This window comes from Roseibium sp. RKSG952, assembly GCF_009711355.1.
Genome location: NZ_SMMF01000918.1, coordinates 1 through 18,276, shown reverse-complemented (window position 1 = coordinate 18,276; position 18,276 = coordinate 1). Strand labels below are relative to the sequence as shown.

Here is an 18,276-nt window from a genome sequence, read left to right as displayed (position 1 = left end):
AAGAAGGGTGCAAAAAGACGTCCCCATTGAACCGGGTGCGGGCAGATGCCGCACCGGGTTCCCGTTGAGCCCGGCCTTGAACTGCCTATCCTTCGTGCCTAAGCGAGGGACCGCAGTTGCAGCGCGGGCTTTCGGCACAGATTGAACAGGTTTCGAGAGGACGCGACCTTGGCAAATTCGGATACGGCGGAACCGACCCGCCGAGATTTCCTCTATATAGCGACGGGCGCCATGGGCGCCGTCGGCGTTGGTGCGCTTGCATGGCCGTTCATCGACCAGATGAATCCGGATGCATCTGCGCTCGCTTTGGCTTCGATCGAAGTGGATGTTTCTTCCGTCCAGGAAGGCCAGTCCATCACGGTTCAGTGGCGTGGCAAGCCGGTTTTCATCCGCTACCGCACACCTGCCGAAATCGACGAGGCGAATGCGGTTCCGTTGAGCGACTTGCCGGATCCGCTGGCACGGAATGCCAACCTGCCGGCTGATGCGCCTGCAACGGATGTGAACCGCGCAGCCGAGGGCAACGAGCCCTGGCTGGTGCAGGTCGGCATCTGTACGCACCTTGGCTGCGTGCCGATTGGTGATGCCGGAGAATTCGGTGGCTGGTTCTGTCCCTGCCACGGATCGCACTATGATACTGCCGGACGCATTCGCAAGGGGCCTGCTCCCGAGAACCTGCTGATTCCGCCGTATGAGTTCATGTCTGACGGCATGGTCAAGATCGGTTAACGGCCAGAGTTTGAGGAGAAACCCATGGCTGGACATTCCAATTACGTACCGCAAAGTGCTGCGGCGAAGTGGCTTGAGAGCCGTCTTCCCGTCATCTCGCTCATGCGCGGTTCCTTCGTCGATTTCCCGACACCGAAAAACCTGAACTACTGGTGGACTTTCGGCGGGATTTTGTTTTTCGTCCTTATTGCGCAGATCATCACCGGTATCGTTCTGGTGATGCATTATACGCCCAGCACGACGGCTGCCTTCAGCAGTGTCGAGCACATCATGCGTGATGTGAACTTCGGCTGGATGCTGCGCTATCTGCACGCAAACGGCGCGTCGATGTTCTTCATCGCCGTCTATATTCACATTTTCCGCGGTCTTTACTACGGGTCCTACAAGGCTCCGCGCGAGATCTCTTGGATCCTGGGTGTGATCATCTTCCTGATCATGATGGCAACCGCCTTCATGGGTTACGTTCTGCCTTGGGGACAGATGTCCTTCTGGGGCGCGACCGTGATCACCAACCTGTTCTCGGCGCTGCCGTTGATCGGTGAAAGCATCGTGACCTGGCTTTGGGGCGGGTTTGCAGTCGACAACGCGACCCTGAACCGGTTCTTCTCGCTGCACTACCTGTTGCCGTTCATGATCTTCGGCGTTGTTCTCCTGCACGTGTGGGCGTTCCACACGACCGGCAATAACAACCCGACCGGTGTTCAGCCGAAGACCAAGCAGGACACGCTGCCGTTCCACCCGTATTACACGATCAAGGACCTGTTCGCGATCGTCGTGTTCATGATCTTCTTCTCTTGGTTTGTGTTCTACCTGCCGAACTATCTTGGCCATGCGGACAACTATATCGAAGCCAACCCGCTGATCACTCCGGCGCACATTGTTCCTGAATGGTATTTCCTGCCGTTCTACGCGATCCTGCGTGCTGTTCCGGACAAGCTTGGCGGCGTGCTGCTGATGTTCGGTGCGATTGCGGTGCTGTTCGTCCTGCCGTGGCTGGACACGTCCAAGGTTCGCTCCGGTGCCTACCGTCCGCTGTTCAAGCAGTTCTTCTGGATCTTTGCAGCGAACGCGGTTGTTCTGGGCTACCTCGGCGCAATGCCTGCTGAGCCAGAATATGTCTTCTGGGCGCGGGTCTGCACGGTTTACTACTTCGCGCATTTCCTGATCATCCTGCCGCTGCTCGGCTTCATCGAGAAGCCCAAGGGCCTTCCGGTATCGATCAACGAAGCGGTGTTGAAGCAGAATGGTGGCGGAACACCGACCGGTGCGGCTGCCGCGCCTCAGACGAAGTAACGGCGAACCGGATCGGGAGATAAACAAGAAAATGAGCACCATGATCAATATGGTTCGTTCCCTGGCTGCGGTGGCTGCTCTTGCCATCGCGACCCCGGCACTCGCGGCCGGCGGCAATGTCGAGATCGACTATCAGGACTGGTCCTTCGCCGGACCGTTCGGATCCTTTGACCGGGCGCAATTGCAGCGCGGCTTCAAGGTCTATCGCGAGAACTGCTCCGCCTGTCACGGCCTCAGCCGGGTAGCCTTCCGCAATCTGGCTGAAAACGGGGGCCCGAGCTTCTCCGAAGATCAGGCCAAGCAGATTGCGTCCGAATACACCGTCGTTGACGGACCGGACGATTACGGCGACATGTATGACCGTCCGGCGATCCTCGCCGACCGGTTTCCGTCACCGTTCCCGAATGAAAACGCGGCCCGTGCTGCAAACAATGGGGCATACCCGCCGGACTTTTCCCTGTTGGCAAAAGCCCGCGCAGCGCAGCGCGGTTTTCCCTGGTTCGTGTTTGATATCTTCACGCAGTATCAGGAGAACGGCCCGGACTACATCTACTCCCTTCTGACAGGGTATGTTGATGCGCCGGAAGGCGTCGTGGTGCCGGACGGTCAGTACTACAACCATTCGTTCCTCGCAGGTCAGTTTATCTCGATGGCCCCGCCGCTCTATGATGAGGCCGTTGAATACACTGACGGGACGCCGATGACGGTTGAAAACTACGCAAAGGACGTAGCCTCCTTCATGATGTGGGCCGCCGAGCCGCATCTGGAAGAGCGCAAGAAGATCGGCTTCCGGGTCATGATCTTCCTGATCGTCTTTGCAGGACTGCTCTACTTCACGAAGAAGAGCCTGTGGCGCAATGTTGATCATTGATTGACCACTTTTTGCTGCAACATGAGGCCGCCGGTTTCCGGCGGCCTTTTTTGTTGCGATGAGGTGGGTGATCCAATGTGGCGCATGATGATTTTTGCATTCGGGCTTGCTATGACCGGGCAGGCCCTTGCCCAATCCCAGACCGAAACTCCGGCGCCGGTTGAAGAACCAGCTGCCCGGACGCTGCCTGCAGAACCTGCCGAACCGGCCCCGCAAGAAACGCCGGACGGTGTAGAACAGGAACCAGCGGCCGCATCTCCGGAAACAGACGAGGAAGCATCGGAAACGGGCACGTTCTCGGTGAAGTCCCTGGATCTCGGGACAGCCCTGATCGCCGCCGCGAAATCGATCGAGACCTGTAATGCGGACGGTCACCCGGTCGGAGTGTCTGTCGTCGACGCCTTCGGCGTTGAACAGGTCACCCTTCGCAGCAACCTCGGTGGCCCGCATGTCGCCGATACGGCCCGGCGCAAGGCGCGGACAGCGGTTACATTCAACATGAACACCATGGAACTCAACCGGATCGCCCAGCAGGGCGAACCTTGGGGTCTGCGCACCGTGCCGGATGTGGTTCTGCTTGGCGGCGGCCTTCCGATCCGGTCTGCGAACGGTGATTTGCTTGGCGGAATAGCAGTCGCAGGCGGTGGCGGGGGCGCCAACGAGGAAATCTGCGCGCGCGCCGGTCTTGACGCCATCGCCGAGTACTTGGAATAACCTCCTGAGTTGAAACAGGTCCTTGAGGCCGCAATGGACGTTCGACCGTCACCCTGTGCGGGCGGACAGGAGGGGTTATGGCTGAATCGGTTTTGGGTGTGGTTGGAGGATCGGGTATTTACGATCTGCCGGGGCTGGTGGACGCCGAGTGGATCATGGTTGAAAGTCCATGGGGCATACCATCGGACCAGGTCCGGATCGGTTATGTGGACGGCTTGAAAGTTGTGTTCCTGCCGCGTCACGGCCGGGGCCACGTCTATTCCCCCTCGACCATCAATTTTCGCGCCAACATCGATGTCCTGAAACGCTGTGGTGTCACCGATCTTGTGTCCGTGTCCGCTTGCGGGTCGCTCAAGGAAAAACTGGCACCGGGGACCTTTGTTCTGGTTGATCAGTTCATCGACCGGACTTTTGCGCGGGAAAAGAGCTTTTTCGGTACCGGACTTGTGGCCCATGTGTCTCTGGCGGATCCCGTCAGTCCGCTGCTTGTCGACGAGATCGAGAAGGCGGCCCGGGAAGAGAACCTGTCCTGTCATCGTGGCGGAACCTATCTCGCCATGGAAGGCCCGCAGTTTTCGTCCCTTGCGGAGAGCGAACTCTATCGCAGCTGGGGTTGCGACGTGATCGGCATGACCAATATGCCGGAAGCCAAACTCGCCCGGGAGGCCGAGATCTGCTATGCGACGGTCGCCATGATCACCGATTATGACAGCTGGCACCCGGACCATGGTGCGGTCGATATTCAGGCGATCATCCGCACCCTTCATGAGAATGCGAGCAATGCACAGAGGTTGGTTGCGCGGCTGGCGAAGAACTTTCCGCGAGACCATCCCGCCTGTCCGGTAGGATCGGATACCGCACTGGAATATGCCATTCTGACAGCGCCTGACGCCCGTGATCCGGAACTCGTTTCCAAACTGTCGGCCGTTGCCGGGCGTGTGCTCAACAAGGCATAGGAACTGCCACTGAAAATCGTTAGGGCTTTGAGCTGCCGCTTGTTATAAGCGGCGGCTGTCTGCCGGGCGGCAGCACAGAATGACCGAAATAAAGAAGGTGGGACGAGGGATGAGCGACAAGACCGTGGAACAGGAGCTGATCGATGCGATCAGGACCATCCCGGATTATCCCAAGGAAGGCATCATTTTCCGGGATATCACAACGCTTCTGGGCGATGCGCGGGCGTTCCGGCGTGCGGTCGATGCCCTGGTGCAGCCATGGGCCGGATCGAAGGTTGATCAGGTGGCAGGCATCGAAGCGCGTGGTTTCATTCTCGGAGGTGCTGTCGCGCACCAGCTTTCCGCCGGTTTCGTTCCGATCCGGAAAAAGGGCAAGCTGCCGCACGAGACCGTGCGCATTGCCTATTCGCTTGAGTACGGCCTTGACGAAATGGAGATGCACAAGGATGCGATCCGTCCCGGTGAAAAGGTCATCGTGGTCGATGACCTGATTGCAACCGGCGGCACTGCAGAAGCAGCCTGCAAGCTGCTGCAATCCATGGGCGCTGAAATCGTGGCGGCCTGCTTCATCGTCGACCTGCCTGATCTCGGGGGGCGCTCCAGGCTTGAAGCGTTGAACGTACCGGTGCGCACTCTTGTCGAATTCCCGGGACACTGATCACTCCGCCACGGACAGGGATACGGATGCCGGCGTCAACCGGCCGCCGGTTTTCGACCGCGCGTTTGCCGACAAGTTTCACGAGCTATTACTCTGGCGCCGGGATGTCCGGCGCTTTGTGACCAGACCGTTGGAGCCCGGTCTTCTTTCGAAGATACTCGACCAGGCCGATCTCGCGCCCTCTGTCGGAAACAGCCAGCCCTGGCGGATTGTGCGGGTCATGAGCCCGGAGCGACGGGCAACGGTCCGCAGTACTTTCGAGCAGGAAAACTCCGAGGCCATGGCGGGTTTTGATGGTGAACGGCGGGCCCTTTATGCACGCCTGAAGCTTGCCGGTCTGGATGATGCTCCCGAACACCTGGCCGTGTTCTGTGACAATGCAACGGCTCAGGGCCACGGCCTCGGCAAGGCGACCATGCCGGAAACGCTTGCCTACTCGGTTGTCGGCATGATCCAGACCTTGTGGCTGGCGGCCCGGATGAGAGGGGTCGGCGTCGGGTGGGTTTCGATACTTGACCCGGTCCGCATTCATGAGGCACTCAGTGTGTCGGAGGACTGGCAGTTCATCGCGTATTTGTGTCTCGGATACCCGGAAGAAGATCATGTGGATCCGGAACTGGAACGCGCTGGCTGGCAGGGCAGGACGCCACTGGCGTCCCGTTTATACGAACGATAGGGGAACCGCATGACTGTCACCATCCGTGCGATCGAGGAAGATGATCACGCAGCAGTCCGCGAGTTGCTGACCGCCCGCTGGGCCGGGCCCGAGATTCTCCTCGACGGACAAATGGTTGATGCGACGCGGCTGCCGGGGTTTGCGGCGATTGCCGGGAGCCAGCTGGTTGGCCTTGTGACGCTGATCAAGCGGGACACCGAGTGGGAGATCCTCACGCTCGATTCGCTGAACCGCTGGGGTGGCATCGGCACCAGGTTGCTGGACGCTGTCGTCGAGAGCGCACGCGCTGCCGGAATTCACCGGCTGTCGGTCCGCACATCCAACGACAATCTCGATGCTTTCAGGTTCTATCAGCGCCGCGGTTTCCGCCTTGAACGCATCGCGCAAGGCGTGATTGACGATGAGCGTGAGTTGAAGCCGGAGATCCCGTTGCGCGGCGACTATGGCATCGAAATCCGGGACGAGGTCCAGTTCGGCCGTGCCTTGTAGGGGCACAAAAATTCTATCTTATATCAGCCGTTTCAATCACTGGAACGTCTTACCGATGCCCACTTACACATATTGCGCCTCGAACATGGGGGCTCAACACCCCATTTGGGCATCTGCGGAAAGTGCCATTAAGGGCGTTTCCTGACGACGCTGAACTCCACAGGCCGAACGCGGGACCTTCTTGATGTCGGGGGAACAGCCGGTTTGTCTAGGTTCTTCACGCTTGTTGATACGGCCAAACAGGTGATGGATTAGGGCGTTTGATATTACGCGGTTGCGCGCAAGGTAGCCCGCCGCTCGACAAAAACCGTACTCTTGAAGAAGAGCACAGCTTTGCCCTTCTGGTTTGTGCCGTGGTTTTCGGCATGGATCAGGCCCCAGCGTGGACGGCTCTTGCTTTCGGTCTTGGCAGTAATGGTGCTGCGATACGTGACCGTGTCGCCCGCAAATACGGGACGGATCCACTTCAGATCGTCAAATCCCGGAGACGGCCCGAGTTCTGCCACCGGAAGGCCCTGAGCAATCCGTTTTGCGCGCAACTCTTTGGCTTTTGCGACTTGGAGCTTCATGTAAATGGCTGCCGTATGCCAGCCGGAAGCGCATAGCTGGCCGAAATGCGTTTTGGCAGCCTCGGCGTCGCTCAGATGAAACGGTTGCGGGTCGTATTTCGCAGCGAAGCGGATGATATCGCCAGCCTCGAACGTGTAAGAACCGAACACGAGCTCATCGCCCGGTTGAATGTCTTCGAAGAACCGGCTCATCAGCTTACAGACCGTTTGAGGAACAATATCGGGTTTTCCTGGGTCATGACCACTTCGCCGCGCTGGTTGGAAACCCGCAACAGAAAATGAACCAGCCCAAGTTCGGGGCGCGATTTCAACGCACGGCTGGAGACCACTTCGGTCTCGGCGGACAGGCTGTCGCCGGCAAGCACCGGTTTCAGCCAGCGCAGTCTTTCGATGCCCGGCGACCCTTGAGACGTGCTGCGTGATAGCAGCGCATCGGCCAGAAGCCGCATGGCGATGGAGGCTGTATGCCATCCGGAAGCGGCAAGGCCCCCAAGGATTGACTGGCGCGCTGCTTCCTCGTCGAGGTGGAAGGGTTGCGGATCGAATTCGCCCGCAAACGCAAGGAGCTCGGCTCTGGTCACGGGCATTTCACCGAGTTCGAAAACCTGACCGGCTTCGAAGTCCTCAAAGTGCAACAGATCTTTCATGGAAGGCAAACTAGAGGAGGGGCAACACGGCATCGAGTCATTTTTTTCTCGTTATCAGCAGCAATTAACAGGCAATTCAGCTGTTGGTTTGCCGTTGAAACAAGCGGGTATTCAAACCCGTGCGGGCTCATCTTTTCTTGCTGGCTTGCCACCACATGTCGAAGATTTAAGGCTCCGGGAAGGACGCAGCAATTTTGCGCCCCCTAGTCTTTCATTAACGGTTGGTTCCGTTGTGAAGAGGAGGATGCCATGACCAGTGACGCAAAACTCGAAGACATCACCGATGCAACGGTGCGGTCAAAAGACTATCGCAGATCTTACTGGAAAAGTGTCATGCGTGCGTTTCTTTCGGCAGAAGAGACCCGCGGCAAGGACAATCCGTCAAGCATCAGGCGGCAGGACCTCGGTTAACCGCTTGTCTCAAACCCGTCCGATTCGAGGACGGGTTTTGGACTGTCCTCCAGAGCCGGTACTCAACGCCAATAGCAGGCGTGGTTTCATCCCGGCAGATCAATCATAATAGATTTCGTTGTCGTCCAGATACACGTTGCTGGCGTCGCATATATTGATCGAAATCGGGTCGTCGAGAATTTCCTCGTCGTTTTCGCCGAGCCATCCCACTTGCAAAACTTGATCGCAGCTGCCGCTGTCGGCGATGAATTCGGCTTCCACGCTGTCGCCGGGGGGCAACTCGCTGCCCAGCCAGTTGTCACTCCAGCCGCTGCCATCGTTGGTATAGAAACCAACGACCACGTTTCCGGACGTGTTGTTGTAGATGTTGAAATACCCTTCCGATCCGGACGCTTGCGCGAGGGCAGTGCCCGCAGCGGTGAGGCTCATCAGTGCGCTCACGACGAGTGTTTGCGCGATTTTCATACTCTACTCCGTAGCGATGGGTGCCTGCTTCAGTGTTGTTCGCCCGATGAAACGATATTAACCCGGCAATTGAAAGGGGCTCTGCTTTCCGGTGGTCCGGACGTCTTCGACCAGACAGGACCATGGTTTGGCGCGCGCACGTTTTTCGCGAAACCCCGATAGGTTATACTCCGCAAGATTTATCAATCCCGTTATTGCTATTCGGAACCTATCGGAAGAGAGGGGGGACTGCATGGCGGACCGGAACGCGCAAAAACCGGCGAACCGAGCCAACGCAACTTCATATGTGCGCCGGTTCTCTTGCGTCATTGAATACATCCATACGCATCTTGATGACGCGCCGGATCTCAACAGGCTTGCGGAGGCGGCGGCCATGTCGCCCTGGCATTGGCACCGGATCTGGCAGGCCACCTATGGAGAATCGGTCGTCGCGACGGTGCGCCGCTTGAGACTGATGCGGGCGGCGGCTGAGCTGTCAACAACCGACACCCCGATCAGGGCAATCTGGAAGAGGGCGGGCTATGGCAGTCAGGCCGCATTCACGCGCAGTTTCAAACAGGCTTACGGCCTGACGCCCGCAAAGTACCGGTCATCAGGGCCGCACACGCGGTTCCGGGCGGCTGACATTCTGCGGCCGGTTGCAAATGGTAAAGGAGGAAAGGGCATGTTTAACGTGGACATCAAGCACTTCGATACTGAAATTCTGGCGGGTATTCCGCACAAGGGCGCTTACATGCAGATCGGCGAGGCGTTCCAGAAACTGGGTAGCCACCTGACTGCGCACCAGCTGACCGGGCGCTGCAAGGCCATGAAAGCGCTCTATTTTTCCGATCCGACAAGTGTTCCGGAAGATGAGTTGCAATCTATCGCGGGTGCCGCCGTTGACCCGGACTTTCCAATCGAGGCGCCGCTTGAGCGCTTTGAGACGCAGGCCGGTGACTATGCCGTGCTTCATTACAAGGGTCCCTACGAGAACATGCGCCAGGCTTATGACTGGCTGTATGGTGAATGGCTTGTGCAGTCCGGACGGGAACCAGCTGATGCTCCGGCGATGGAAATCTATCTGAATGATCCGTACGAGACAGCGCCCGCGGATCTTCTGACCGAAATCTGCATGCCGTTGAAATAGGACTGGGCGTTCGGGGCCTGTAAACTTCCCAAATCAGGTCGGGAAATTCTGCGCGAGATTTTTCCTGAGATGCAATTGTCACCCCGAACAAGCAAAGCACGGACCCGGGACCGGAAAGGCAAGCCTGCAAAAAATGCAGGTGGCTCTTCGGTCCCGGATTGATCTTTTGATCGCTCCAGAATGTGAAATATGCGCCACCGTAAAACAACTTTTGTCGCCTTGGAACCGAAAGAGCCTGAATCCCGCCCGTTCTCAAGCGCTCCCGATCAGGATCCCGGCTGCGAATACGAGCGCGCCGCCGAGGACCACCTGGAACGTTGCGCGCAGGAACGGCGTGTCCATGAACCGGTTCTGGATATAGGCAATTGCCCAGAGTTCGATGAATACAATTGCGGCTGCGATGCCGGTCGCAATCCGGAAATCGGGTATCAGATAGGGCAGAGTATGGCCGAGACCGCCAAGGGCGGTCATGATCCCCGACGCAAATCCGCGAACAATCGGCGAGCCGCGGCCCGAGATCTTGCCGTCATCATGTGCGGCTTCCGTGAAGCCCATGGAAATGCCCGCACCCACGGATGCAGACAGGCCGACAAGGAATGTTTGCCAGGTGTCGCCGGTCGCAAAGGCGGCGGCGAAGATGGGGGCAAGGGTTGAAACGGATCCGTCCATCAGCCCCGCCAGGCCCGGCTGGATCACGGTCAGAATGAATTGCCGCCGCTCTTTCGCGTTCTCTTCCTTCCTGACCGTTTCCGGTGTGTATTTTTCGCCGAGCTTGAATGCCAGCGTTTCATGTTTTTCCTCTTCGCCAGCCAGGTCCTCAAGCAGCTTGCGCATGGACGCGTCTTGAGTGCGCTTGGCGGCGGCAAGGTAAAAGCGATAGGCCTGATCTTCCATCTGCTCGGCCAGGTTCCGGATCTTGTCCAGTTTCATCGGCCGCATCAGCCAATAGGGTTTCAGGTCATAAAAGCCACGGACATGCTCCCTCCGGATCAAGGGGACTTCTCCGCCGAATTGACGCTCGAACTGTTCGATCAACCGCCGCCGGTGGCCTTTTTCCTCGTTAGCCATCCGTTCAAAGACTTTTGCGGAATTCGGATATTGTTCCCTCAAGCCCTCCGCGAATGCCTCGTAAATGCGCGCATCATCTTCCTCGGCCGAGATTGCCAGCGCCAGCACTTCGCGCTCTGAAAGGGATGCGAAGGAGCGGCGTGCGGTATTGAGAAGGCGGCTGAACATGGAAAATCCTCCAGTCTCCAAAAAAACGCGCAATAGAAGTTGCCTGTACAGAAAGTGACCGCAAATTCAGCTGCTTGACGGCTCCCAGCCTGAAAGTGCCAAGGCATAAAATGCCGGTGACCGGGCTCGGCTCCCTGCAACCACGAGCAACATGACCGGTTTTTAATCTTTCGTACAGGAAAGGGACATGTGGCGTTTAGATATGTTTGGTGTGGAGCTCGCTTCTCCGCGGTGAGAGGAGAGGGATCATGAATTTGCCAAAACAGTATTTACAGCTACCGGATACGACGGTGCCGCCTGGACATCACAAAAGGTCCAGCTGGCGTGAGCGCATCAGGTCCTTTTTTGACTGCGACGATAATCACAAGGCTCCAAACCCGCTTATACTTAAAGCAATGGATCAGGACTGATATATTTGCAAAGGAAAAACCCCGCTTCGCTCCAAGCGGGGTTTTTCTTTGTCTGGTGTTTCTTCCGGTCAGACGACCTTGACCGAGAGCGGGGCAAAACCGTCAACATGGCCCTCAAGCACATCTCCAGCGGAGACCGGCCCGACACCGGCCGGCGTTCCGGTCAGGATCACGTCACCCGCGGCCAGCTCGAAATAATCTGACAGATAGGAAATCATTTCCGGGACCTTCCAGATCAACTGGTTCAGGTCGCCGTCCTGTTTCAGCGCGCCGTTCACGTGCAATGTCACCCGGCCGCTGTCCGGATGTCCGCATTCGGTTGCCGGAACCAGCGGGCCGATTGGTGCTGAGCGCTCAAACGCCTTTCCAACCTCCCACGGGCGGCCCATCTTCTTGGCCTCCCCCTGCAGGTCGCGCCGGGTCATGTCCAGAGCCACCGCATAGCCGTAAACATGATCCAGCGCTTCGGAGAGCGGGATGTTCGTGCCGCCGGACTTCAAGGCCACGGCCAGCTCGATTTCATGGTGGACATCGGCGGATTTCGGCGGATACGGGAACGTGCCGCTGGTGTCGAGATTGTCCGGGTTCTTCTGGAAGAAAAACGGAGGCTCCTTGTCCGGGTCATGCCCCATCTCGACGGCGTGGGCCGCATAGTTCCGGCCGATGCAATAGACCCTGCGCACCGGGAAGCTCTTGTCTGTCCCCTTGACCGGCAACAGGGCTGATTGTGCTGGCTCGATGACGGTTTCCGGCATGTTTCACCTCTGATTGTTCTGCTTCAGGCTGATCAAGAACCTAACCAATTTTTGATCAATCACAACCAATTTTTATTTTTATCGTTTTTTCTTGCAAGTTTAGATGTTTTATCGGTTAATAAGGGTGTTGATCGGTAATTGGTTGACCAATTGACCGGTTTCAAGGCATTCGAGGCAAGGAGAGACCTGTCTGTGTTAACCCGCCCTGAGACATCGAACCGGAGCGAGATTGTCGGTGTTTTGAAGGCGTTCATCGCCGAAAAAGACTACGCGGCCGGGGACCGGTTACCGCCTGAACGCGAACTGATTGAAAGGCTTGGCATCACGCGGTCGCAGTTGCGAAAGGCGCTTGACAGTCTTGAGCAGGAAGGCGTGATTTGGCGCCATGTCGGCAAGGGTACGTTTGTGGCCGGCGCCGGATCCATGCCGGATGCAGGGTTGTTTGCGGATATCGGTCAGCGGATTACGCCGGTCAAGATGATGCGCGCGCGCCAATGCATCGAGGCGGTTATTGCGCGCGAGGCGGCGATCAATGCATCCCGCGAGGCGGTCGCAAAGATCCGGAAGATCAAGGAGCGCGCCCGGCAGGCCCGGTCCTGGCGCGAGTATGAGGCGCAGGACGACCTGTTCCACCAGGCCATAGCCGAGGCGGCAGACAACATTCTGCTGCTTGCCCTGTTCGACCAGCTCAACACGGCCCGCCGTGCGGTCGCAGTCAGCATCGTCATCCGGGAAACGGAACGGCCGCCGGAAAATCACACCAGTTTTGCAGAACATGACCGGATTTGCGCGGCGATAGAAAACCGCGATCCAAAGTCTGCCCATGACGCCATGTGGCAGCATATCAGCTCGGTCTCGAAACGCCTGTTCGGGGAGGTTTGAGACCGGGAAAGGTTCAGATGGCCTGAACGAGCCAAAGACGCCGGGGGCCTCGTCTGAATGAGAAGGGACCACAATGGTTCCGGATTCGGGAGGAAAACGATGAAGTCACTTATGCGTAAGTTGGGCGCAACCCTTGCCGTCATTCCGTTGGCCGTCGGCCTGATGGCGGCTCCGGCTGTGGCGGACGGAAAAATAAAGATTGCGCTGGCTGAAACGCCGTCGGACGAACTGGCGGCGTTTTTTGTTGCCCTTGAGAGGGCCAAGGCCAATGGTCTGGATTACGAATGGACGGCGTTTTCGGATGAGGAACTGGCAATCCAGGCCGTGTTGAGCGGTCAGATGGATATCGGCTTCGGCACGCCCTATGCCGCAATGCAGCGCTCAAAAGCGCCGATCCGGATCGTGTTTCAGCTGTCCAAGCTGAAATTCTTCCCTGTAACGTCGAAGAAATACAGTTCTTTGGAAGACTTGGACGGTGAACCCATCATGCTGCACTCGCGCGGCGGCGGGACGGATTCCATCGCCAATGTCATCGAGGACAAGATGAACATTGAGTTCGGAAACCGGTCCTATGTGCCGGGGTCTTCCAACCGGGTCGCCGCCCTGATGGCCGGGCAGACCGATGCAACCATCGTGGACTTGGCGAACAAGAACAAGGTCGTGAAAATCGCCGGAGACCGGTTCAACGTTCTGCCGATGTTTGAAGTCGATGCCAGTGACGAGGCGCTATTCGCCAATCTCGACTGGATTCAAAACAACGAGGAAGACGTCCAGACATTCGTGAATGCCCTTGCAAGCGTCTGGCAGGACATGTCTCGGGATCCGGCCATTATCGCCCGGGAGACCAATCCCGAAGGTCCGATCGGACAGTTGCCGCCGGAAATTCGCAGGAATCTGGATGCGTTCTACTCCGACGCGGTTGCCGGTGGCCTCTACGACCCCGATGGGGGAGGGCGCAAGGCGGCACAAGCTGATCTGGAGTGGTATTCCAATGCCGGTCAGCTGGAGGGCGATCCGTCGAGCCTGAACATTGAGGACTTCTGGTACCTCGCGCCGCTCGACAAGGCGGCTCAGCAATAAGCCCGGTTGCGGCTGCCGGCTCGTCCGGCGGCCGCAGTTGTTTTCACATGGAAAAACGAGGGCACACTTAAATGAAACGCCGTTCGTTGTGGTTGAAACTTCTGTCCGCCGTGGTTCTGTTCGGAGCCTGGCAGATTGCGGGCATGATCCCGGTCAGCTATGCCTTTCCGACCTTCTTCGAATCCATGTCGGCGCTAGGCCGGATGGCCGTGGATGGCAGCCTCTATCAGGCCTATGTCGAAACGCTGCGCCCGTTGGTGATCGGGGTTGCGATATCCGCCTTTCTCGGCATCGGGCTAGGGCTCTGGATCGGGCTCAGCAGCCGGTTTGACTGGTTGTTCTCGCCGATCTTCATCGTCATGCAGGCCGCGCCGCTGGCTGCGCTGATTCCGCTTCTTGTGATGATCTATGGCATTGGCCTGACGTCGAAAGTGTTTGTGGTCTGCATCATGGCGATGCCGGTCATTGTGCTCAACACGGCCAGTGCCGTGCGCAACACGCCGTCCTCGATCAAGGAGATGGGCCGCTCGTTTCTGGCCTCCGACACCGAGATCATTTTGAAGATAATCATCCCGGCAGCCTCGCCAGTGATCTTCAGCGGGTTGCGGCTCGGCATTTCTGCCGGGTTCATCGGTGCCATTCTGGCGGAGCTGAAAATCACACCGACCGGGGTCGGTGACATCATCACCTACAGCCGTTCCATCGCGGATTACCCGGCCATGTATGCCGCGATCTTCTCCATCATCCTTCTGGCTGTCCTGTTCCTGAACGTTCTGGAGCGGCTGGAAGTCTACCTGTTTGAAGGAAACGTCCGTGGTTATGCCTCAGATTAAGGAAGTCGTGGAACCCATGGGGGTGCCCCAGGCTGAAAACGCTGTCGTCGCAAAAGGCGTCTCCAAGAATTATGGCGAGGTCGAAGCGCTGCGCGATCTCACACTGGAGTTCCCGCGCGGGCAGTTGACGTCGCTTCTGGGGCCTTCCGGCTGCGGCAAGACAACCCTGCTCAAGATCATCGCCGGTTTGCTCGATCCGACCTCGGGCGAAATCGAGGTCAATGGCAAACCGGTCGCAGGCCCCGGACCGGACCGGGCGTTCGTGTTTCAGGATTTTGCGCTTTTGCCTTGGGCAAGCGTTCTGCGAAACGTCGCCTTCGGTCTGGAACTGCGCGGGGTTGCCAAATCCGAGCGGGAGGCGATCGCCGAAAAATACATCGCGGAGGTGGGGCTGTCGGGTTTTGAAAAAAGCTACCCGCACGAACTGTCCGGCGGCATGCGCCAGCGTGTCGGTCTCGCTCGCGCTCTGTCGGTGGACGCGGATGTTCTTTTGATGGACGAACCGTTTTCTGCGGTTGACGAGCAGACCCGGCGCAAGTTCCAGGAGGATCTGCTTTCACTCGTCCAGAACGAAAGCAAGACCTTTATCTTCGTGACGCACTCCATCGAGGAAGCTGTCTATGTTTCCGATCAGATCGCGATCCTGCTGCCGCGGCCGAGCCGGGTGTCCGAGATCATCCGTCCGGCGGGCCTGCGCCACAAGAACGTCGAAAACATCCGCCGCGACCAGGAATATCTCGACATCGTCGACCGGATCTGGGCGTCGCTGCGCAGCTACGTCGAATAGGAGGAGACCATGACCATTTATGGCTACCGTCTGCCGGCCATGTCCTCGCTGATTCTGTGGGGGCTCTTGTGGGAACTCGTCGGGATCATGGAGCTGACTTTCTTCGTGCCGCGTTTGTCGGAAGTGATGTCGACACTGTTTTCCGTCATCGGCACGTCTCCGTTCCTGAAGGCGCTTGCGGAAACGGCCTATGCGTTCCTGTCGGGCGTGTTCTTTGCAGTGGTGATCGGAATTCCGGTGGGTATCCTGATGGGCAAGAACCGGCTGGTCGATGAATTGCTGCTGCCCTGGGTAAACATGTTCCTCAGCGCACCGCTGACGGCTCTTGTTCCGGTTTTGATGGTGCTGTTCGGCTTCGGAATGAAGTCGATCATCATCACAACGACCCTGTTTGCGATCTGGATCATCATCCTGAATGCAAGGGCCGGAGTCATGCAGATCAACCGCTCCCTGATCGAAATGGCCCGTTGTTATGGCGCGACACCCATGCAGGCGTTCTACAAGATCTATTTCTGGGCGGCCTTGCCGGAGATCCTCGGTGGCGTTCGTATCGGGGTTATCCGTGCGGTGAAGGGCGTGATTATCGGGCAATTGCTGATTTCGATCGTGGGCTTTGGCGCGCTGTTCGAGCTTTATGCCAACAATTTCCTGATGGCCCATTTCTGGGCGGTTCTGGTGGTCTTGTTTGCCCTTGCCTTCACGGTTTCCGAACTGCTCGGATATCTGGAGAAGCGCGTGTCCTATTACGCGGCGAAACGCTGATTTCAAGCGTAAAGATGGTAGCGTGTATTTTATCAATTTAAGATTGAATATGCAGGCGTTGCACCTACATATCTTCCCTAGCGTCAGGAGTCGCGTACGGCTCCTGACCTTTGCCGGTTTTGCGTTCGCGGCGCGGCCGGGTCCGGCAATCAACACGGGAGGATTTCAAAATGATCAGCACGCGCATTTACGCAGGTGGCGCCATCCAGTTCGGCGGCCAACCCGCAATCGATGACCTGCTTGCAGCCGGTTATACGGCGGTAATCGTCTGGTCGGTGCATGTCTCCACCAGCGGGGATTTGTCTCTCAACGACACGCCGATCGTGTCCGATGGCATTTTCAATACTCAAACCTCGGGCGACTTGCCGGGACATCTAGCACAGCTTTACAAGGGCGGCGTGCAAATCATTTTTTCCGTCGGTTCGGGCGGTGTCTCCGACTACGCCAATATCGGTGCGCTCCTGCAAAAGGAGGGGACTGGTCCGACGGCGACGCTTTTCAGGAATTTTGCAGCCTTGAAACAAGCCAAGGTCGATGCCGGTGGCGATATTGATGCAATCGATTTTGATAACGAGGAAATCACCGGGTATCCCGTCGATCAGACACAAGTCGACACGATGACCGGCTTTTCGACGCTTCTGGCAAATGTGGGCTTTGGGAGCGTTACGTTCTGTCCCTATAGCAGCCTGCCGACCTGGACAGAGACCTATGGCAAGGTCCTCGCAACCCACGGCAAGGGTTTCGTCAGTGCGATCCACTTGCAAGCCTACTCAGGCGGCATGGGAAATTCCCCCGAACCCTGGGGCCAAATGATATCTGATGCGGGCGGACAAACACTGCTGATCCCGGGTCTGGCCACGGTTCAGGCTGGTCCCGGCCCTTGGTGGAACAATGGTGCGATCGGCGAGAGCGTCGTCAAGACCGCCAGTGTTGCCCAATATGGCGGTGGCGATTGGTCGAACCTTTTGAGGGTCGCAAATTTCGCCACGGCAGATGACGCCTTGCAGGGAGCCGAGGGCGGAGAAACCTTCTTCTTCTACTGCAACGGATATCTGGATCTCGGGCCGGGCAAACAGTTTCAAAAAGGCGATGCGGTCTATTTCGCCGGAGAGCCCCAGTGGGGGGCTGCCCCGCAATGTGACGGCTACGCGTTAAGCGGCGGCTGTTCCAATATCTACAACATGAACGGCGCCTGTCCGCCGGACTTGCAGACGCAGTTCCAGACCTGGAAGGCAGAGAAGCACCCGCCGGATGGCGGTTTCATATGGCTTTATGATTCGGTCGTGAACTGCTTCCTGTCCGGATCTTGCGGTGGATCGGAGCAAAATCCGGCAACCACAGCGAAAGCCTATCGCGAGGCCATCACCAACGGCCTGTCGGTGACGGCCAAAAGCCCGACACCTGCGGAATAACGGAGCCCGCAACAGCACACTCCGAGCCCTTGCCGGGTGTTCCGGCAGGGGGGGAGAGTGACGGTATGCTAAGCGCAATCAGCGTTTGGCTTCGAGGCTTGGAAACAGGTCCCGCCAATCCGGGTTAACCGCTTCGACCACGTCGATCTGCCAATCGCGATGCAACGCTTTCAGGCGTTTTTCCCGCGCGGCGGCATCGTTTAACCGCTCGAAAGTCTCGAAATAGACGAGCCTCGGCGTGCGGCCCTGTTTGGCGCAACTGCGGTGCCGTCTGGTACGGTCAAGCAGGTCTTCGGTGAGGCCGGTGTAAAGGTCGGTTTGTGGCCCTGAGGCCAGAACATACACAAAATAGCTCATGATACTGAGATGGGCGCGGTGCTATCTGGATCAAGGCAGCAATTTTATCCGGTGCAAATCTGCCAGTGGATCCGAACCAGTGTCGGGTCAGGCTTCCGGGTGCATTTTCTATACCGTGATGAGTGTGGGTGAATTCAGGCGCGAAGTGCAACACA

At 57.9% G+C, this 18,276-nt stretch carries 23 protein-coding genes; 17 read left to right on the top strand and 6 right to left on the bottom strand.

The genetic code is table 11. The features are described from left to right. Nucleotides 1-168 precede the first annotated feature (168 nt). The 8 genes from petA (at nt 169) to E1297_RS20595 (ending at nt 6,386) form a co-directional block, all read left to right on the top strand. Nucleotides 169-729 carry a ubiquinol-cytochrome c reductase iron-sulfur subunit gene (petA, locus tag E1297_RS20630; protein ID WP_155141784.1) on the top strand — a complete coding sequence of 187 codons (561 nt, stop codon included), beginning with the start codon at nt 169-171 and terminating at the stop codon, nt 727-729. Nucleotides 730-753: 24 nt separating this feature from the next. Next, entirely contained in the window at nt 754-2,022 is a 1,269-nt protein-coding gene (locus E1297_RS20625) for a cytochrome b/b6 (RefSeq protein WP_155141782.1), read from the top strand. Nucleotides 2,023-2,053: 31 nt separating this feature from the next. Beyond that, nucleotides 2,054-2,893: a cytochrome c1 gene (locus E1297_RS20620; protein WP_155141780.1), complete on the top strand. Its 840-nt coding sequence runs from the start codon at nt 2,054-2,056 to the stop codon at nt 2,891-2,893. Between the two features lie 84 nt (nt 2,894-2,977). After that, on the top strand, nt 2,978-3,607 hold the full coding sequence (locus tag E1297_RS20615; protein WP_209015894.1) for a heme-binding protein: 630 nt from the start codon (nt 2,978-2,980) through the stop codon (nt 3,605-3,607). 77 nt (nt 3,608-3,684) lie between these two features. Then, nucleotides 3,685-4,563 carry an S-methyl-5'-thioadenosine phosphorylase gene (locus E1297_RS20610; RefSeq protein WP_155141776.1) on the top strand — a complete coding sequence of 293 codons (879 nt, stop codon included), beginning with the start codon at nt 3,685-3,687 and terminating at the stop codon, nt 4,561-4,563. Nucleotides 4,564-4,672: 109 nt separating this feature from the next. Beyond that, a complete protein-coding gene (locus E1297_RS20605; RefSeq protein WP_196223372.1) occupies nt 4,673-5,221 on the top strand; it encodes an adenine phosphoribosyltransferase in 549 nt (182 codons plus the stop codon). Further along, a complete protein-coding gene (gene bluB / locus E1297_RS20600) occupies nt 5,199-5,897 on the top strand; it encodes a 5,6-dimethylbenzimidazole synthase (protein ID WP_155141772.1) in 699 nt (232 codons plus the stop codon). Before E1297_RS20605 ends, bluB begins: the two co-directional genes overlap by 23 nt. A 9-nt stretch (nt 5,898-5,906) precedes the next feature. Next, the gene (locus tag E1297_RS20595; protein WP_155141770.1) at nt 5,907-6,386 is read left to right on the top strand and encodes a GNAT family N-acetyltransferase; all 480 of its coding nucleotides are present in this window, start codon (nt 5,907-5,909) and stop codon (nt 6,384-6,386) included. Between the two features lie 266 nt (nt 6,387-6,652). On the opposite strand, the gene E1297_RS20590 is transcribed toward E1297_RS20595, so the two are convergent. Further along, on the bottom strand, nt 6,653-7,147 hold the full coding sequence (locus tag E1297_RS20590; protein ID WP_155141768.1) for a MaoC family dehydratase: 495 nt from the start codon (nt 7,145-7,147) through the stop codon (nt 6,653-6,655). After that, a complete protein-coding gene (locus E1297_RS20585) occupies nt 7,147-7,602 on the bottom strand; it encodes a MaoC family dehydratase (protein WP_155141766.1) in 456 nt (151 codons plus the stop codon). Before E1297_RS20585 ends, E1297_RS20590 begins: the two co-directional genes overlap by 1 nt. Between E1297_RS20585 and E1297_RS20580 the strand changes: the two genes are divergently transcribed. Next, complete coding sequence (locus tag E1297_RS20580) at nt 7,601-7,855, top strand: hypothetical protein (RefSeq protein ID WP_155141764.1); 255 nt, start codon at nt 7,601-7,603, stop codon at nt 7,853-7,855. The two genes, E1297_RS20585 and E1297_RS20580, sit on opposite strands and share 2 nt — an antisense overlap. After that, a complete protein-coding gene (locus E1297_RS20575) occupies nt 7,852-8,013 on the top strand; it encodes a hypothetical protein (RefSeq protein ID WP_155141763.1) in 162 nt (53 codons plus the stop codon). The genes E1297_RS20580 and E1297_RS20575 overlap by 4 nt, the downstream gene beginning before the upstream one ends. A 99-nt stretch (nt 8,014-8,112) precedes the next feature. Here E1297_RS20575 and E1297_RS20570 read toward each other — a convergent pair whose 3' ends face one another. Beyond that, the gene (locus E1297_RS20570; RefSeq protein ID WP_155141761.1) at nt 8,113-8,478 is read right to left on the bottom strand and encodes a hypothetical protein; all 366 of its coding nucleotides are present in this window, start codon (nt 8,476-8,478) and stop codon (nt 8,113-8,115) included. A 232-nt stretch (nt 8,479-8,710) separates the two neighbouring features. Here E1297_RS20570 and E1297_RS20565 point away from each other — a divergent pair, with 232 nt between their 5' ends. Continuing rightward, nucleotides 8,711-9,607: a GyrI-like domain-containing protein gene (locus E1297_RS20565; RefSeq protein WP_155141759.1), complete on the top strand. Its 897-nt coding sequence runs from the start codon at nt 8,711-8,713 to the stop codon at nt 9,605-9,607. 252 nt (nt 9,608-9,859) lie between these two features. Here the strand turns inward: E1297_RS20565 and mbfA are convergent, their stop codons facing one another. Next, complete coding sequence (gene mbfA / locus E1297_RS20560; protein ID WP_155141757.1) at nt 9,860-10,843, bottom strand: iron exporter MbfA; 984 nt, start codon at nt 10,841-10,843, stop codon at nt 9,860-9,862. Nucleotides 10,844-11,321: 478 nt separating this feature from the next. Then, nucleotides 11,322-12,008, bottom strand: coding sequence for a fumarylacetoacetate hydrolase family protein (locus E1297_RS20555; protein WP_155141755.1), 687 nt, complete (start codon nt 12,006-12,008; stop codon nt 11,322-11,324). Nucleotides 12,009-12,200: 192 nt separating this feature from the next. Between E1297_RS20555 and E1297_RS20550 the strand changes: the two genes are divergently transcribed. The 6 genes from E1297_RS20550 (at nt 12,201) to E1297_RS20525 (ending at nt 17,764) form a co-directional block, all read left to right on the top strand. Beyond that, the gene (locus E1297_RS20550; RefSeq protein WP_368669632.1) at nt 12,201-12,890 is read left to right on the top strand and encodes a FadR/GntR family transcriptional regulator; all 690 of its coding nucleotides are present in this window, start codon (nt 12,201-12,203) and stop codon (nt 12,888-12,890) included. Between the two features lie 99 nt (nt 12,891-12,989). Then, the gene (locus E1297_RS20545; RefSeq protein ID WP_209015893.1) at nt 12,990-13,970 is read left to right on the top strand and encodes an ABC transporter substrate-binding protein; all 981 of its coding nucleotides are present in this window, start codon (nt 12,990-12,992) and stop codon (nt 13,968-13,970) included. Nucleotides 13,971-14,041: 71 nt separating this feature from the next. Continuing rightward, nucleotides 14,042-14,803 carry an ABC transporter permease gene (locus tag E1297_RS20540; protein WP_155141753.1) on the top strand — a complete coding sequence of 254 codons (762 nt, stop codon included), beginning with the start codon at nt 14,042-14,044 and terminating at the stop codon, nt 14,801-14,803. A 16-nt stretch (nt 14,804-14,819) separates the two neighbouring features. Then, nucleotides 14,820-15,590, top strand: coding sequence for an ABC transporter ATP-binding protein (locus E1297_RS20535; RefSeq protein WP_244327829.1), 771 nt, complete (start codon nt 14,820-14,822; stop codon nt 15,588-15,590). Nucleotides 15,591-15,599: 9 nt separating this feature from the next. After that, the gene (locus tag E1297_RS20530; RefSeq protein WP_155141749.1) at nt 15,600-16,352 is read left to right on the top strand and encodes an ABC transporter permease; all 753 of its coding nucleotides are present in this window, start codon (nt 15,600-15,602) and stop codon (nt 16,350-16,352) included. Between the two features lie 170 nt (nt 16,353-16,522). After that, complete coding sequence (locus E1297_RS20525; RefSeq protein ID WP_155141747.1) at nt 16,523-17,764, top strand: hypothetical protein; 1,242 nt, start codon at nt 16,523-16,525, stop codon at nt 17,762-17,764. A 78-nt stretch (nt 17,765-17,842) separates the two neighbouring features. Here E1297_RS20525 and E1297_RS20520 read toward each other — a convergent pair whose 3' ends face one another. After that, on the bottom strand, nt 17,843-18,121 hold the full coding sequence (locus E1297_RS20520; RefSeq protein WP_155141746.1) for a GIY-YIG nuclease family protein: 279 nt from the start codon (nt 18,119-18,121) through the stop codon (nt 17,843-17,845). Between the last annotated feature and the right edge of the window lie 155 nt (nt 18,122-18,276).